Genomic DNA, 13,288 nt, shown 5'->3' with positions numbered 1-13,288 from the left:
GTTGACGCTTTGCAGTCAAAGCCGTCATCTACGGACGTATCAAACCAGAGACAGATTTCATGGCATCGCGCGCATACAATATCCCCAACCTGCTGACCTACGGCCGCATTCTCGCGGTTCCGCTCATCGTCCTGTGCTTCTTCGTCGAAGGAAAACTGTCGATCAGCAATACGGCCCGCTGGGTTGCGCTTTGGATCTTCGTCATCGCCTCGATCACCGACTTTCTTGACGGCTATCTCGCCCGTATCTGGAACCAGACGTCGAATATCGGCCGCATGCTCGACCCGATCGCAGACAAGCTGCTGGTCGCCTCGATCCTCCTGCTTGTGGCCGCGGACCAGACCATTGCCGGCTGGTCGATCTGGGCCGCCATCACCATCCTTTGCCGCGAGATCCTGGTTTCGGGCCTGCGCGAATATCTCGCGGCGCTGAAGGTCAGCGTTCCCGTGACACGCATCGCCAAGTGGAAGACCACGGTGCAGCTGGTGGCGATCGCCTTCCTGCTGGCAGGTCCGGCCGGCGACGAGATCTTCCCCTACACCACGATGACCGGCATCGGCCTTCTCTGGCTCGCCGCCATCCTGACGATCTATACCGGCTATGATTACTTCCGCGCCGGCATCAAGCACATCGTGGAAAACGACGAATGACCAAGCTCATCTATTTCGCCTGGGTGCGCGAGCGGATCGGCAAGGCCGAGGAAGACATCGCTCTGCCTGCTTACGTCGTCACCGTCACCGATCTTCTCGATCACCTGAAGACGCTCGGCGAGGAATACGAGACCGCCTTGCAGTTTCCCGACGTGATCCGCGTCGCGCTCGATCAGGAGCATGTCGAGCACGACGAGCCGATCGGCGATGCCCGGGAGATCGGCATTTTCCCGCCGATGACGGGCGGATGACGACCTCCCCCACCATCCGCGTCCAGCGCGAGGACTTCGACCTGCAGGCCGAAGCCGATCTGTTGAGCAAGGGCAAGCCGGGTATCGGCGCGGTCGTAACTTTCTCCGGCCTCTGCCGCGACGAAGGCGGAACGCTGGATGCGCTGGAGCTTGAGCACTATCCTGGCATGGCCGAGGCGGAGATGATGCGGATCGCCGAGATGGCGATCGAGCGCTTCAAGCTCAACGGCCTGACCGCCATTCACCGCTACGGAAAGATCGCGGCGGGCGAGAATATCGTGCTCGTGATCGCCGCCGCCCCGCATCGCCAAGCGGCTTTCGATGGCGCGAACTTCGTGATGGACTTCCTCAAGACTTCCGCGCCCTTCTGGAAGAAGGAGCACGGCAAGGACGGCGTCGAGCGGGAATGGGTCGAGGCCAAGGGCCACGACGATGCCGCGCGCGACAAATGGAATTGATCACGGGATTACCCGTTCACGCCGACTGAGCACCAGCAAAAGCACAAGCAGCGAAAAGACCACGAAGTCGCGCCAGAGGAACGGGCCGTAAGCGGTCCACAGCGTCTCGACCAGACCGAGGCCGGCAGCACCACCCGCCGATTTCAGCGGGTCCGAATAGCCGCCGACAGCAGCCACCATCAGGACCTTCAGCCCGAACATCAGCCCGGCGCCGAAATCCATCGTGCCGTAATAGGCTGTGGAGAGGATGCCGCACAGCGTCGCCATCAGGACGGCGGCGGCGTAGGCCGTGAGAAAGACGCTTGCGGCGCTGACACCGCAGAGTTCGGCGGCTTTCGGATCATCGGTGACGGCGCGCCAGGCGCGGCCCCAGGATGTTCGCTTCAGGATCACGGCGCCGATCGCCACGAAGCCGCACATCAGCGCCGTGTTGATCAGCTGCATCTCGGTCAACACCACCTCGAAGCCATCGCTCTGCCAGAAGACGACATGGCCATTCAGAAACGGCGATAGCCAGAGGCTGCGGGTGTCGGATGCCAGACGCGCCGTCTCCATCAGCACGATTGTGACGCCAAGTGCGGCGACGATGACCGTGTTCGAGGACTGACGCACCAGCGGCAGCATGACCGAGCGGCCGATCCACACCCCCGCCCCCATCGCATAAACCAACGAGGCCGCAGCACCGAGCGCGAGTGCCGCAGGCAGGACCAGCCAAAGCTTGTTGTAGCCGAAATCGGTGAAGAGCAGCAGGATCTGTCCGGAGAAGGCGAAGAGCGCGCCATAGGTGATGTCGGGGCGCTTGGTGACGCCGAAGGCGACCGCATAGCCGAAGGCCAGCGCGGCATAAAGGGCCGCCAGCGGCACCGCATTCGCCAGTTGCTGCAAGAGATAGGCCATCGACATATCCTATTTCGCCGAAATCATAACTGGCAAAATTGCTTTTACCAGTTATATTTTCCAGATGACATTCTCGTGGACCCCTCACCGTTTCTCCGGCGGCGCGCTCGCATTCGATGTCGCCAACAGCGTCGTGTTGCGGCACGACGAGGCACGCCGTATCGATCGCTTTGCCGTTGATGCGCAGCTGCATGCCTTTCCGCAGGCGGCGGCGAATTTCTGTGCCGAGCGGGCGATTTTCGGGGACGTCGCGCCGGCTTCGCCTGGTGACAGACCTGCGTTCATTGCGCTGCGCGAGGCGACCGATCGCTATTTTCGCGACCGCGTGCTGGCCGGTGGTAGTGACCAATTGTTGGCGGAGCTGCTGGAAGCGGCCGCCATCGTGCTGCGTGGCAAGTCGGATGCTGCTGGCATCGATCGGGCCACGGCGCATTCGGTGCTGAAGCTGATCGCCTCGCCCGAGCCGGAGCGGATGAAGATCTGCGGCAATTGCGGCTGGCTGTTTCTCGACCGCAGCAAGAACCGGAGCCGGACCTGGTGCGACATGGCCGTCTGCGGCAACCGCGCCAAGGCGATCAAGCACTATCGGCGCCGGAAAGAGGAGAACGGGTCATGAGAGCGTTCGGAACGATCCTCGTATCGGCCATGCTGGTGCTTAGCGGTTGCCAGCGCGAGAGCGACACGCTGGTGCAGGTCAGCGGCCATATCTTCGTATTCAACTACCGCGTCGCGATCGCGACCTATCTGGTGACGCTCAGCAAGAAGGCGCCGCTGCCTCAGGGCGCAGTGGCGATCGCCGAATTCGAGAACCCCGCCGGCGGAGCGCCGCTGGTGATCAACGAGAAGATCTTTCCGGCGTGGGAGAAGATCAGCCTGCAAAGCCCGCCTATCCATTGCGTGAAGAAGGACAGGCCCTACGCCGTCAGTATTCGATTGGTCGATGCCGCTGGAAAGGAGCTGCAGAGCATAAAGACGACCGTCACATCCGATGTCGATCAGTCGATCATGCCGGGCAAGCCGCTGGTGGTCGGGCCGCTCTACACCAAGAACCCTGAAGTCTTCAAAGCGGATGGGACCGTGGATTATGACAGCGCCGACACCTGCCCCAAGACATGAAAAAGCCCGGCGCGGTGGCCGGGCTTTCGGAGTCATTTCAAAAGGTTCAGCTGTTGGGCTGAGCTTTTGAATCAGCCGACGATTTCGGTTTCTGCGAACCAGTAGGCGATTTCCTGGACAGCGGTCTCAGGAGCGTCCGAGCCGTGAACCGAGTTCTCGCCGATCGACAGAGCGAACTGCTTGCGGATCGTGCCTTCGTCAGCGTTGGCAGGGTTGGTGGCGCCCATGATTTCGCGGTTCTTCAGGATGGCGTTCTCGCCTTCCAGGACCTGAACGATGGTCGGGCCGGAGGTCATGCCTTCAACCAGTTCGCCGAAGAAGGGGCGTTCCTTGTGAACGGCGTAGAAGCCTTCAGCTTCGCGCTTGGACATCCATACGCGCTTGGAGGCGATGATGCGCAGGCCGTTATCTTCGAATACCTTGGTGATGGCGCCGGTCAGGTTGCGCTTCGTTGCGTCCGGCTTGATCATCGAGAAGGTGCGTTCAATCGCCATTGTAATAATCCTCATTCATCGGGGAAAAGTGGGCGGTGTTTACCCGTCCGATAGGCTGAAAACAAGGGGGCTGCGCGAATTTCACGCGTCCGTCACAGAGCGGGACAGTTTGGTGCGAGGCGATGACGGAATTTCATGAAGCCATCAGCACCATTGCTGGCGAAGCTCCATAAGATAGAACGGATCACGAGATGGAGGGCAAAATGCAGAAACAATATGCGATGTTTGCAGATTACAACCGCTGGGCCAACGAACTGGTCTATGCTGCGGCCTCGGAGTTGACGGATGCCGAATACCGGGAAAACCGCGGCGCCTTCTTCGGCTCGCTCAACGCAACGCTCAACCACATCCTGTCGGCCGACCGGATCTGGATGAAGCGCTTCACAGGGTCGGGCGACGCGCCTACGACGCTCGACAGTATCCTCCATGACGACCTCACTGCCCTGCGCGCAGCGCGCGAGCGGGAGGACAGCAGGATCGCCGAATGGGTCGATACGCTTGATGCCGAGGCGCTCGCGGGTACGTTCAGCTATACCCCAGTCACCCGCCCCGGCGCGATCACGCAGCCGCTGTGGCCGGCGCTGTCGCATCTGTTCAACCACCAGACGCATCATCGCGGCCAGTGCCACATGACGCTGACCTCGCTCGGCAAGCCAAGCCTGTCGCTCGATCTCAGCTACTTCCTGCACAGCGACGGCAAGCGCTGGCTGAGCGCATGACGGAAACGCGGCATTAACCGCGTTGGCGAAATCCCGGAAACGGATTTACTCGGCAAAGGTGCAAATTCAGCCCATCTTAAATAGTCCGGTGCATAGGGGAGAGAACGAGGCCGGACAGGGCCGACGAGCGAGGAGTGCAACATGGCAAGTGCAGCATCGAGCCCGCAGGCGCAACGCGAGACATCCCGTCCGGCACCGGTCACGGATATTCAACGCATCAGCCAGCACATGACGCGCCTTGGCGTTTCCGGCCTGCCGCGCAATTACGAGCTGTTTCATGAGGCGATCGTCGGCCAGAACGCCGCGCTTGCGCAGGATATCGCCTCGCTTGGCGCAGCACCCCGGCAGCCATCGCTCGACGAACTCGGCCTCAAGTATCGCCTCGTCAGCCATTGCGGACTGGTCGGAGAGACCTCGCAGGCCGAGATGAGCAAGATGCTGCGCGATGCCGTCGAGCGCCTGACATCAGGCGTAAAGCAGAAGCAGAGTTTCATGCGCGCGGCGGAAACCGCGCTGAAATCGATCACCGGCAGCCCGGACCAGAGCCTCTCCTCCTTCATGAGCGAGATGGAGTTCCTGTCGACCTCGCTCGCCGGCCTCCTGACCGCCGAGACCGATCTTGAGACCAAGTTGCGCCACGACGTCGATCGGATGGAAGCGCTGGAGCGCGGCGTTGCGGCTGCTCAAACGGCGTCGTCGACCGATCGACTCACCGGCCTTCCCAACCGCACCGCGCTCAACAAGACCGTGCTCGATCTCTATGAGCGCGAGGAAGGCTCGGCCGGAAGCGCGCTGATCATGATGGATATCGACGACTTCAAGGCGCTGAACAGCCGCTACGGCACGCAGACCGGCAGCCGTCTTCTGAAGAAGCTCGCCGACCTTTTCCGAAAGTCGATCAAGAAGCACGACTTCGTGGCCCGCACCGATGGCGACGAGTTCACCTTCCTGTTCGCCAATGTCGGCATGCAGGAGGCGATGGCGATCGCCGAACGCCTGCGCAACTCCGTGGAAGAAAACGTGGTCTTCGCGACCTCGGACGCCGGACAGAACGCCAAGTTGACGGTATCGCTCGGCGTTGCCCTGAGCGCCGACGCGGCGACGGCCTCGCAGCTGCAGGCCAATGCCCGTATCGCGCTGCATGCCGCGCAATCGAACCGGCGCCTCCCGGTGCAGGCCTTCGGGCGCTGAGAGGCCTCTTCAAGCTCTTGCGCTGATCGCGGCTTTCGGCCAAAACGCCGGGCATGATCACGATTAGCGATATCTCCGCCCGCATTGCCGGCCGCCTGCTCCTCGACCATGCCAGCGTCTCGCTGCCCGCGGGCACGAAGGCTGGTCTCGTTGGCCGCAACGGCGCCGGCAAGTCCACCCTCTTTCGCATCATCACCGGCGATCTCGGGGCTGAGACCGGCTCGATCACGATCCCGAAGAATGCGCGCATCGGTCAGGTCGCCCAGGAGGCGCCGGGTACGGAAGATTCGCTGATCGAAATCGTGCTCTCCGCCGACAAGGAGCGCAGCGCGCTGATGGCGGAGGCGGAGACGGCCAGCGATCCGCACCGCATCGCCGAGATCCAGATGCGCCTGGTCGACATCGACGCGCATTCGGCCGAAGCGCGCGCCGCCAGCATCCTGTCCGGCCTCGGCTTCAGCCAGGAAGCGCAGGCGCGGCCGGCATCGTCATTCTCAGGCGGATGGCGCATGCGCGTGGCGCTGGCGTCGGTACTCTTTACCGAGCCCGACCTGCTTCTGCTCGACGAGCCGACCAACTATCTCGATCTCGAAGGCACGCTCTGGCTTGAGGATTACGTTCGCCGCTATCCGCACACGGTGCTGATCATCAGCCACGATCGCGACCTCCTGAACAATGCCGTCAACTCGATCGTGCATCTCGATCAGAAGAAGCTCACCTTCTATCGCGGCGGCTACGACCAATTCGAGCGGCAGAAGGCGGAAGCCGACGAGTTGCAGACCAAGGCGAAGGCGAAGAACGACGCGGCGCGCAAGCATCTGCAGAGCTTCATCGATCGCTTCAAGGCGAAGGCCTCCAAGGCCCGGCAGGCGCAGAGCCGCGTCAAGGCGCTGGAGCGCATGGGCACGGTGGCCTCGGTCATCGAGGATCACGTGCAGCCGATCACCTTCCCCGAACCGGAGAAGCAGCCCGCCTCCCCGATCGTCGCCATATCGGGCGGCGCTGTCGGCTACGAGCCGGGCAAGCCGATCCTCAAGGGGCTCAACCTTCGCATCGACAATGACGACCGCATCGCGCTTCTCGGCTCGAACGGCAACGGCAAGTCAACCTTCGCGAAGTTCATCTCCGGCAGACTTGCGGCCGAAAGCGGCGAAGTGAAGCTGGCTCCCAGCCTGAAGATCGGCTTCTTCGCCCAGCACCAGCTTGACGACCTCATCCCTGACCAGTCACCGGTCGAACATGTGCGCCGGCTGATGCCGGAAGCGCCGGAGGCCAAGGTTCGCGCCCGCGTCGCGCAGATGGGTCTTGCGACGGAAAAGATGTCGACGGCCGCCAAGGATCTGTCCGGTGGCGAAAAGGCACGCCTGCTGATGGGGCTTGCCGCCTTCCATGCGCCGAACCTGCTCATTCTCGACGAACCGACCAACCACCTCGACATCGACAGCCGCCGGGCGCTGATCGAGGCGCTGAACGACTATGACGGCGCCGTCATCCTGATCTCACACGATCGCTACCTGATCGAGGCGACCGTCGACCGGCTGTGGCTGGTCAACAATGGCACGGTCACCACCTTCGAAGGCGACATGGACGAGTATCGCGACCTCATCGTCGCCTCCGGCAAAAAAAAAGACGAAAAGCCGCAAGTGACTGAGGAGACAGCGACCAAGGCGGACCAGCGCAAGCTCAATGCTGACCGGCGCGCCTCGCTCGCCCCTCTCAAGAAAAAGATCAACGAAATCGAATCGTTGACGGGGAAGCTGGAGAAACTGATTCAGGGCCTGGATGCGGAACTTGCGGATCCGGTGCTTTACGAGAAGGCGCCGGCGAAGGCCGCCGAGAAGGCAAAGCAGCGCGGCGAAGCGGCCGCCAAGCTGGCGGCAGCCGAAGAACAGTGGCTGGAGCTTTCGTCCGAATACGAAGAGGCTATGGCGGGATAGCCACAGTCGTTACTCGAGCGCTTCGAAGCTAACATTTGTTAGCGCGCGAACGGTCGAAAGAAACCGATCGTTAACCATAATCATCAAGGTTGTCTCAACATTCATTACTGATTTGTTGAGACACTCTTCATGCATCGCTTCGCTTTTTACTCCGGCCTTCTTCTGTGCGCCGCCACCCTCGCCGGCTGCCAGACTACAAAGCAGCCCGCGCCCGACAAGACGATCAAGACCTCGTCGATCGTGGCGCCTGAAGGCAAGCAGGACACGATCGGCGGCGATGCGGCCGGGCAGCCCCGCGCACGTGGCTTCGGCAGGCAGCATCACCTCGCCGGCCGCACCATGACCGTTTCGTCGATCCACGATATCCGTCTGCAGGACAAGGAAGTCATTCTCAGCTTCGACGACGGCCCGATCCCCGGCCGCACCGACCGCGTGCTGGCGACGCTGGACGAGTTCGGCGTCAAGGGCGCCTTCATGATGGTCGGTGAAATGGCGGCGCTGCATCCCGAACTCGCCCGCAAGGTCGCGATGGACGGAAATGCGATCGGCAGCCACACCTACAAGCACGACAACTTGGCCTCGCTGACCTTCGACATGGCGATGGCGGAAGTGATGCGCGGCGAAGCGGCGGTGACGAAGGCCACGGGTGTCGAGGTCAACTTCTTCCGCTTCCCCTACCTCGCCGACAGCCACAAACTGCGCGCCGCGATCGCCATGCGGGATATGGTCGTGATGGACGTCGATGTCGACAGCAAGGACTATTTCAACACGACGCCCGTCGCCGTGACCAAACGCACGCTCGACCTTCTCCACAAGCGCGGACGCGGCATCATCCTGATGCACGACATCCACAATCGCACCGCAACCATGCTCCCCACCCTGCTCACCAAGCTGGAAGCCGAGGGCTACAAGGTAGTGACCCTGAAGTTCAAGAAGCCGGTTGCGCCGACCGTTATGGCATCGCTGTAATTCGACTGCGGAATTCGAGGTTCACAGCAGAGGCCGGCGCTTGCCCGCCGGCGTCTTTCTGTTAAAACAGGCGCCCAATAATCATACTTTTGAGCGAAACACCGAAGCGAGCCAACAGCATGTCACCCATCAACCTCGCCATCGTCGGCGTCGGCAAGATCGTCCGCGACCAGCACCTTCCCTCCATCGCCAAGAACCCGGATTTCAACCTGATCGCCACGGCGAGCCGTCACGGCACGGTCGATGGCGTCCAGAGCTTTACGACGATCGACGCGATGCTCGACGCCGTGCCCGAGATCGACGCGGTGTCGCTGTGCATGCCGCCGCAGTACCGCTACGAGGCCGCACACAAGGCGCTTTCTGCTGGCAAGCACGTGTTCCTCGAAAAGCCCCCGGGCGCGACACTAAGCGAAGTTGCCGATCTCGAGGCGCTGGCAGCCTCCAAGGGTGTCTCGCTGTTTGCCAGCTGGCATTCGCGCTATGCGGCGGCCGTCGAGGCAGCGAAGTCCTTCCTCGCATCCACGACCATCGAAAGCGTTCACGTGGTCTGGAAGGAAGACGTGCGCCAGTGGCATCCGAATCAGGATTGGATCTGGCAGGCTGGCGGTCTTGGCGTGTTCGATCCCGGCATTAACGCGCTGTCGATCGTCACGCACATCCTGCCGAAGGCGATCTTCCTGACCAGCGCGACGCTGGAGTTCCCGGAAAACCGCGACGCGCCGATCGCGGCCGATCTGCACTTCAAGAACGCCGACAACGTCCCCGCGCATGTCGAATTCGACTGGCGCCAGACGGGCAAGCAGAGCTGGGATATCTTTGCCGAGACGACAGCCGGCAAGATGGTTCTGGCCGAAGGCGGTTCGAAGCTTTCCATCAACGGCGAGCTGAAATTCGAGGCGCCAGAAGAGGAATATCCTTCGCTCTATCGTCGCTTCGCGGAGATCGTCAAGGCCGGCAAGTCCGACGTCGACCTCGCGCCGCTCCGCCACGTCGCCGACGCCTTCATGCTCGGCCGGCGCAAGTTCGTAGAAGCGTTCCACGATTGATTCGAAATTGCCGAACCTCGTGATACTGTGACCCGGTCATCAGTATCGTGGAGGTTCGGCATGCGCGATGATGAAGCGTTCGGTCTCGGGCTGAAGAACCTGACGGTCTCGCTCTCCGACGTCAATACCTTGTGGCACGATGCTTACGAGGAAGAAGCCGAGGCGATCCGCCAGGCGCTCGGCGACACCGTTATCGACATCCAGCATGTCGGCAGCACATCGATTCCCGCTATCAAGGCCAAGCCGATCATCGACATCATGGTCGGCATTCGCTACTTCGCCGATGGCCCCGCCTGCGTCGGCGCGATGGAGAGCATCGGCTACGATTATGCCGGCACCGATCTCGTTCCTGACGACCACATCTTCGGGCGTGGCATCAAGGGCGAGACAAGGACGCATCTGGTGCATGTCGTGGAGTATCGCGGCGAGAACTGGAACCGCATGCTGGCGTTTCGCGATGCGCTGCGCGCCGATCCCGATATCGCCCGCGCCTATGAACAGCTGAAAGTCGACCTCGCCGGCACGCATGCGGCAAGCCGGGCGGAGTATACCCGAGCCAAGCACGATTTCATCGAGAAGGTGGTCAAGGATGCCGGGATCGTCTGATCCCGCCAGCGTTTGCCCCGGCTAGGCCTTCTTTTCCCAGCGCCCCTCGGGCGTCTGCTGCCAATATGTGAGGCTATGCCCCTCACCTTTCAGCTTCTTCCACTGCGCGCGTGCGCCTTCGAGCTGTTCCTGGTCATAGCCATCGAACATGAAGACGATCCGCTCGTAGGGATCGAGCGGCGGCGGCTCGGCGCCGGCGACGATGAAGCGGACGGTGGCGCCGTTGATGTTATCGTCGGCAACGGTCAGGAGAACCGGCTGATTGCCGGCGAGTTCCCCTTCATCCGTGCCATGCGGCAGGAAGCTGTCTTCGCGGAAGGTCCAGAGATGCGCATCGAGCGCATCTCTGTGAGTCGCTTCCTTCATCTGAACCGCAACGCGCCAGCCGCGCTCGACGCTTTTGTCGAGCAACGGCGGAAGCGCGTCTTCCAGCTTGGATTCGGTCAGATGGTAGAACAGGACCTCGGTCATGATTCGTAGTTGGCGCGCACCAGCTGATCGAGCAGCCGGACGCCATAGCCCGAACCCCAGGACTGGTTGATCTCGTCCAACGGCGAGCCCATGGCGGTGCCGGCGATATCGAGATGCGCCCAGGGCGTGTCGCCGACGAAGCGGCCGATGAAATGCGCCGCCGTGATCGAGCCGGCATGGCGACCGCCGGTGTTCTTCATGTCAGCGAACTTGCTGTCGATCATCTTGTCGTATTCCTTGCCCAGCGGCATGCGCCAGAGGCGCTCGTGGGTCTCGGTTCCAGCCGCGATCAACTGCTCCGACAGCTTGTCGTCGTTGGAAAACAGGCCGGCTTGGATATTGCCCAGCGCCACGAGAATCGCACCCGTGAGCGTCGCGAGATCGATCATGAACTTGGGCTTGAAGCGATCGTTGCAATACCAGACGGCGTCGCAGAGCACGAGACGACCTTCGGCATCGGTGTTGATGACCTCGATGGTCTGGCCGGACATGGAGGTGACGATATCGCCGGGCCGCTGTGCGTTGCCATCAGGCATATTCTCGACCAGGCCGATGATGCCGACGACGTTCGCCTTTGCCTTGCGGGCGGCCAGCACATGCATGAGGCCGGTGACGGCGGCAGCACCGCCCATGTCACCCTTCATGTCTTCCATGCCGCCGGCCGGCTTGATGGAGATGCCGCCGGTATCGAAGACGACGCCCTTGCCGATGAAGGCGAGTGGCGCATCGCCGCTCTTGCCGCCCTTCCACTGCATGACAGCCAGGCGTGGCGGGCGCACGGAACCCTGAGCGACGCCCAGAAGCGCGCCCATGCCGAGCTTGCCCATTTCCTTTTCCGTCAGGATCTCGACCTCGACGCCAAGCTTTTCAAGCTCCTTGGCCTTGGCGGCGAATTCGACCGGGCCGAGCACGTTGGCCGGCTCGTTGACGAGGTCGCGCGCCAGATTGACGCCACTAGCGACCGCCTGCGAGACCTCGAAGGCCTTGGCGGCCTCAGATGCCTTTGCGGTTACGATGCGGACCTTGATCGGCGCGCTGCCGTCCTTGCTGTTGCTGTCGTCTTCCGACTTCTTCGTCTTGTAGGTATCGAAGCCATAGGCACGCAGCATCATGCCGAGCGCGAAATCGGCGGCCTGCGTGGCGGTGACATCCACGCCGGGCGCATCCACGAAGATTGTCACATCCGTCGTGTTCTTGATCTTCGAAGCGGCAGCACCACCCGCCTTCAGCCAATCGAACGAAACCAGAGCGTCCGCCTTGCCGAGACCAATCACGAAAATACGCTCGGCCTTCGATCCCTCGGGCGCCACGATATCGAGTGCGCCGGCGAGCTTGGCCGAGAAGCCGGCGATCTTGGCGGCCTTGGCCACCACGCCCGATGGGTCGGCGACACTTGCGCCGGCGGCGAAATCCTGCCCCTTGGCCTGCAACAGAATGGCGTATCCACCGGCAATTTCGGCAGATTTTTCAAACGAAATATCGAATTTGGCTGACATGTCTTCTCCAGTGGGATCGTTTCAAATCCTCTTGCCCGATCATTCAGGTTTTCACCACTGAAGACAAGTCTTTGTCGCGGCCATCACGTTCAGGATCGCGGGAGTTGCGTCAACAAAGCGTCATGGATGACGACTATTCATCCGAACAAGTTGATGCGGCGAGGACCGGTCTTGAACTCCATATTGAAGGCTTTCAGTCCGGCTGCCATACGCGACGCGGATTACAGCGCCCCCGACATCTTCAAAATCCTTCTCATCACCTGGTTTGCGCTGCTCGTCATTTTCAATCTGTTTCCGCAGATCGACCAAGAGGTCTCCTCGCATTTTTTCACCGCCGAGACCTGTCCGGCCTGCACGTCGCTTCGCGAGGTCTGCGGGCACTTTCCCTACCGCCAGGAATTCACGCTGCAGGTCCTGCGTACGCTTTTCCTGCGTCTTCCCTACATCGCCGCGTTTGTGCTGCTGTGGAAGCTCACCGATTGCTATGGTCATTTCGGCGCCACCTTCGACGCCGAGCGTGCGCGCAGGCTGAAGATCGCCCTCGGTTCGCTGATCGCCGGCCCGATCGTTCTCGTCAACTTCATCCTGAAGGACCATTGGGGGCGCCCTCGTCCATTTTCCACAGTCGATTTCGGCGGCGCGCTCGACTTCGTTCCGGCGGGGTCGACAGCGGGCAAATGCCTGTCCAACTGTTCTTTCGTTTCAGGCGAAGCGGCCGGAGCCGGCTGGCTGCTCTGTCTTCTCTTCATCATGCCGCGCGCATCGCGACGCGCGCTGTTTTTGCCGCTGGCCACGATTTCGTTACTGGCGCCGGCATTGCGTCTGGCCTTCGGCGCGCACTATCTGTCCGACGTCATTCTTGGATGGTTGTCATCCTTCGTTGTTTTTGCCGGCATCCTGGCGCTGACCGATTCGCCACAGCGGGAAAAAAAACTGAAAATTGAATGAATTTTCGACGGTAGCTTGTCGCAAAAGCAAACCAAAAAG

General features: G+C 61.6%; 16 protein-coding genes. 12 read left to right on the top strand and 4 right to left on the bottom strand.

Going from position 1 to position 13,288, the window contains the following annotated elements:
- Window positions 1–59 precede the first annotated feature (59 nt).
- Genes pgsA through J5286_RS07050 form a run of 3 tightly spaced genes read left to right on the top strand, consistent with a single transcriptional unit; the run spans window position 60 to window position 1,359 of the window.
- Window positions 60–650: a CDP-diacylglycerol--glycerol-3-phosphate 3-phosphatidyltransferase gene (pgsA, locus tag J5286_RS07060; RefSeq protein WP_018898724.1), complete on the top strand. Its 591-nt coding sequence runs from the start codon at window positions 60–62 to the stop codon at window positions 648–650.
- The gene (moaD, locus tag J5286_RS07055) at window positions 647–901 is read left to right on the top strand and encodes a molybdopterin converting factor subunit 1 (RefSeq protein WP_209189779.1); all 255 of its coding nucleotides are present in this window, start codon (window positions 647–649) and stop codon (window positions 899–901) included. The genes pgsA and moaD overlap by 4 nt, the downstream gene beginning before the upstream one ends.
- Window positions 898–1,359 (top strand): molybdenum cofactor biosynthesis protein MoaE, encoded by a 462-nt coding sequence (locus J5286_RS07050; RefSeq protein WP_209189778.1) that lies wholly within the window; start codon window positions 898–900, stop codon window positions 1,357–1,359. Before moaD ends, J5286_RS07050 begins: the two co-directional genes overlap by 4 nt.
- On the opposite strand, the gene J5286_RS07045 is transcribed toward J5286_RS07050, so the two are convergent.
- Window positions 1,360–2,256 carry a branched-chain amino acid ABC transporter permease gene (locus J5286_RS07045; RefSeq protein WP_209189777.1) on the bottom strand — a complete coding sequence of 299 codons (897 nt, stop codon included), beginning with the start codon at window positions 2,254–2,256 and terminating at the stop codon, window positions 1,360–1,362.
- Between the two features lie 64 nt (window positions 2,257–2,320).
- On the opposite strand from J5286_RS07045, the gene J5286_RS07040 reads away from it, so the two are divergent.
- Window positions 2,321–2,872, top strand: a complete 552-nt coding sequence (locus tag J5286_RS07040; protein ID WP_209189776.1) for a CGNR zinc finger domain-containing protein — start codon at window positions 2,321–2,323, stop codon at window positions 2,870–2,872.
- Window positions 2,869–3,372 carry a hypothetical protein gene (locus J5286_RS07035; RefSeq protein WP_209189775.1) on the top strand — a complete coding sequence of 168 codons (504 nt, stop codon included), beginning with the start codon at window positions 2,869–2,871 and terminating at the stop codon, window positions 3,370–3,372. Before J5286_RS07040 ends, J5286_RS07035 begins: the two co-directional genes overlap by 4 nt.
- A 71-nt stretch (window positions 3,373–3,443) precedes the next feature.
- Here the strand turns inward: J5286_RS07035 and ndk are convergent, their stop codons facing one another.
- Entirely contained in the window at window positions 3,444–3,866 is a 423-nt protein-coding gene (ndk, locus tag J5286_RS07030; protein WP_018898730.1) for a nucleoside-diphosphate kinase, read from the bottom strand.
- 203 nt (window positions 3,867–4,069) lie between these two features.
- On the opposite strand from ndk, the gene J5286_RS07025 reads away from it, so the two are divergent.
- From J5286_RS07025 to J5286_RS07000, 6 genes are all read left to right on the top strand, one after another.
- Window positions 4,070–4,585 carry a DinB family protein gene (locus tag J5286_RS07025; RefSeq protein ID WP_209189774.1) on the top strand — a complete coding sequence of 172 codons (516 nt, stop codon included), beginning with the start codon at window positions 4,070–4,072 and terminating at the stop codon, window positions 4,583–4,585.
- A gap of 141 nt (window positions 4,586–4,726) precedes the next feature.
- Entirely contained in the window at window positions 4,727–5,776 is a 1,050-nt protein-coding gene (locus J5286_RS07020) for a GGDEF domain-containing protein (protein ID WP_209189773.1), read from the top strand.
- 53 nt (window positions 5,777–5,829) lie between these two features.
- Window positions 5,830–7,713: a ribosomal protection-like ABC-F family protein gene (gene abc-f, locus J5286_RS07015; protein ID WP_209189772.1), complete on the top strand. Its 1,884-nt coding sequence runs from the start codon at window positions 5,830–5,832 to the stop codon at window positions 7,711–7,713.
- A gap of 129 nt (window positions 7,714–7,842) precedes the next feature.
- Entirely contained in the window at window positions 7,843–8,682 is an 840-nt protein-coding gene (locus J5286_RS07010) for a polysaccharide deacetylase family protein (protein WP_209189771.1), read from the top strand.
- Window positions 8,683–8,801: 119 nt separating this feature from the next.
- Complete coding sequence (locus J5286_RS07005; protein ID WP_209189770.1) at window positions 8,802–9,728, top strand: Gfo/Idh/MocA family protein; 927 nt, start codon at window positions 8,802–8,804, stop codon at window positions 9,726–9,728.
- Window positions 9,729–9,788: 60 nt separating this feature from the next.
- Window positions 9,789–10,334, top strand: a complete 546-nt coding sequence (locus J5286_RS07000; protein WP_209189769.1) for a GrpB family protein — start codon at window positions 9,789–9,791, stop codon at window positions 10,332–10,334.
- A gap of 21 nt (window positions 10,335–10,355) precedes the next feature.
- Here J5286_RS07000 and J5286_RS06995 read toward each other — a convergent pair whose 3' ends face one another.
- Window positions 10,356–10,805 (bottom strand): DNA polymerase III subunit chi, encoded by a 450-nt coding sequence (locus J5286_RS06995; RefSeq protein WP_209189768.1) that lies wholly within the window; start codon window positions 10,803–10,805, stop codon window positions 10,356–10,358.
- Window positions 10,802–12,301: a leucyl aminopeptidase gene (locus J5286_RS06990; protein ID WP_209189767.1), complete on the bottom strand. Its 1,500-nt coding sequence runs from the start codon at window positions 12,299–12,301 to the stop codon at window positions 10,802–10,804. The genes J5286_RS06995 and J5286_RS06990 overlap by 4 nt, the downstream gene beginning before the upstream one ends.
- A gap of 183 nt (window positions 12,302–12,484) precedes the next feature.
- Between J5286_RS06990 and J5286_RS06985 the strand changes: the two genes are divergently transcribed.
- Window positions 12,485–13,249, top strand: coding sequence for a phosphatase PAP2 family protein (locus tag J5286_RS06985; RefSeq protein ID WP_511458218.1), 765 nt, complete (start codon window positions 12,485–12,487; stop codon window positions 13,247–13,249).
- Window positions 13,250–13,288: the final 39 nt, after the last annotated feature.

Origin of the sequence: Rhizobium sp. 16-488-2b (assembly GCF_017741815.1) — a bacterium.
Classification (GTDB): domain Bacteria; phylum Pseudomonadota; class Alphaproteobacteria; order Rhizobiales; family Rhizobiaceae; genus Rhizobium.
The sequence above is the reverse complement of the archived record's forward strand: the minus strand, read 5'-3'. Positions and strand labels throughout refer to the sequence as shown.

Coding starts and splice junctions, on each gene's coding strand:
- pgsA (WP_018898724.1), top strand. CDS start 60: ATGGCATCGCGCGCATACAATATCCCCAACCTGCTGACCTACGGCCGC.
- moaD (WP_209189779.1), top strand. CDS start 647: ATGACCAAGCTCATCTATTTCGCCTGGGTGCGCGAGCGGATCGGCAAG.
- J5286_RS07050 (WP_209189778.1), top strand. CDS start 898: ATGACGACCTCCCCCACCATCCGCGTCCAGCGCGAGGACTTCGACCTG.
- J5286_RS07045 (WP_209189777.1), bottom strand. CDS start 2,256: ATGGCCTATCTCTTGCAGCAACTGGCGAATGCGGTGCCGCTGGCGGCC.
- J5286_RS07040 (WP_209189776.1), top strand. CDS start 2,321: ATGACATTCTCGTGGACCCCTCACCGTTTCTCCGGCGGCGCGCTCGCA.
- J5286_RS07035 (WP_209189775.1), top strand. CDS start 2,869: ATGAGAGCGTTCGGAACGATCCTCGTATCGGCCATGCTGGTGCTTAGC.
- ndk (WP_018898730.1), bottom strand. CDS start 3,866: ATGGCGATTGAACGCACCTTCTCGATGATCAAGCCGGACGCAACGAAG.
- J5286_RS07025 (WP_209189774.1), top strand. CDS start 4,070: ATGCAGAAACAATATGCGATGTTTGCAGATTACAACCGCTGGGCCAAC.
- J5286_RS07020 (WP_209189773.1), top strand. CDS start 4,727: ATGGCAAGTGCAGCATCGAGCCCGCAGGCGCAACGCGAGACATCCCGT.
- abc-f (WP_209189772.1), top strand. CDS start 5,830: ATGATCACGATTAGCGATATCTCCGCCCGCATTGCCGGCCGCCTGCTC.
- J5286_RS07010 (WP_209189771.1), top strand. CDS start 7,843: ATGCATCGCTTCGCTTTTTACTCCGGCCTTCTTCTGTGCGCCGCCACC.
- J5286_RS07005 (WP_209189770.1), top strand. CDS start 8,802: ATGTCACCCATCAACCTCGCCATCGTCGGCGTCGGCAAGATCGTCCGC.
- J5286_RS07000 (WP_209189769.1), top strand. CDS start 9,789: ATGCGCGATGATGAAGCGTTCGGTCTCGGGCTGAAGAACCTGACGGTC.
- J5286_RS06995 (WP_209189768.1), bottom strand. CDS start 10,805: ATGACCGAGGTCCTGTTCTACCATCTGACCGAATCCAAGCTGGAAGAC.
- J5286_RS06990 (WP_209189767.1), bottom strand. CDS start 12,301: ATGTCAGCCAAATTCGATATTTCGTTTGAAAAATCTGCCGAAATTGCC.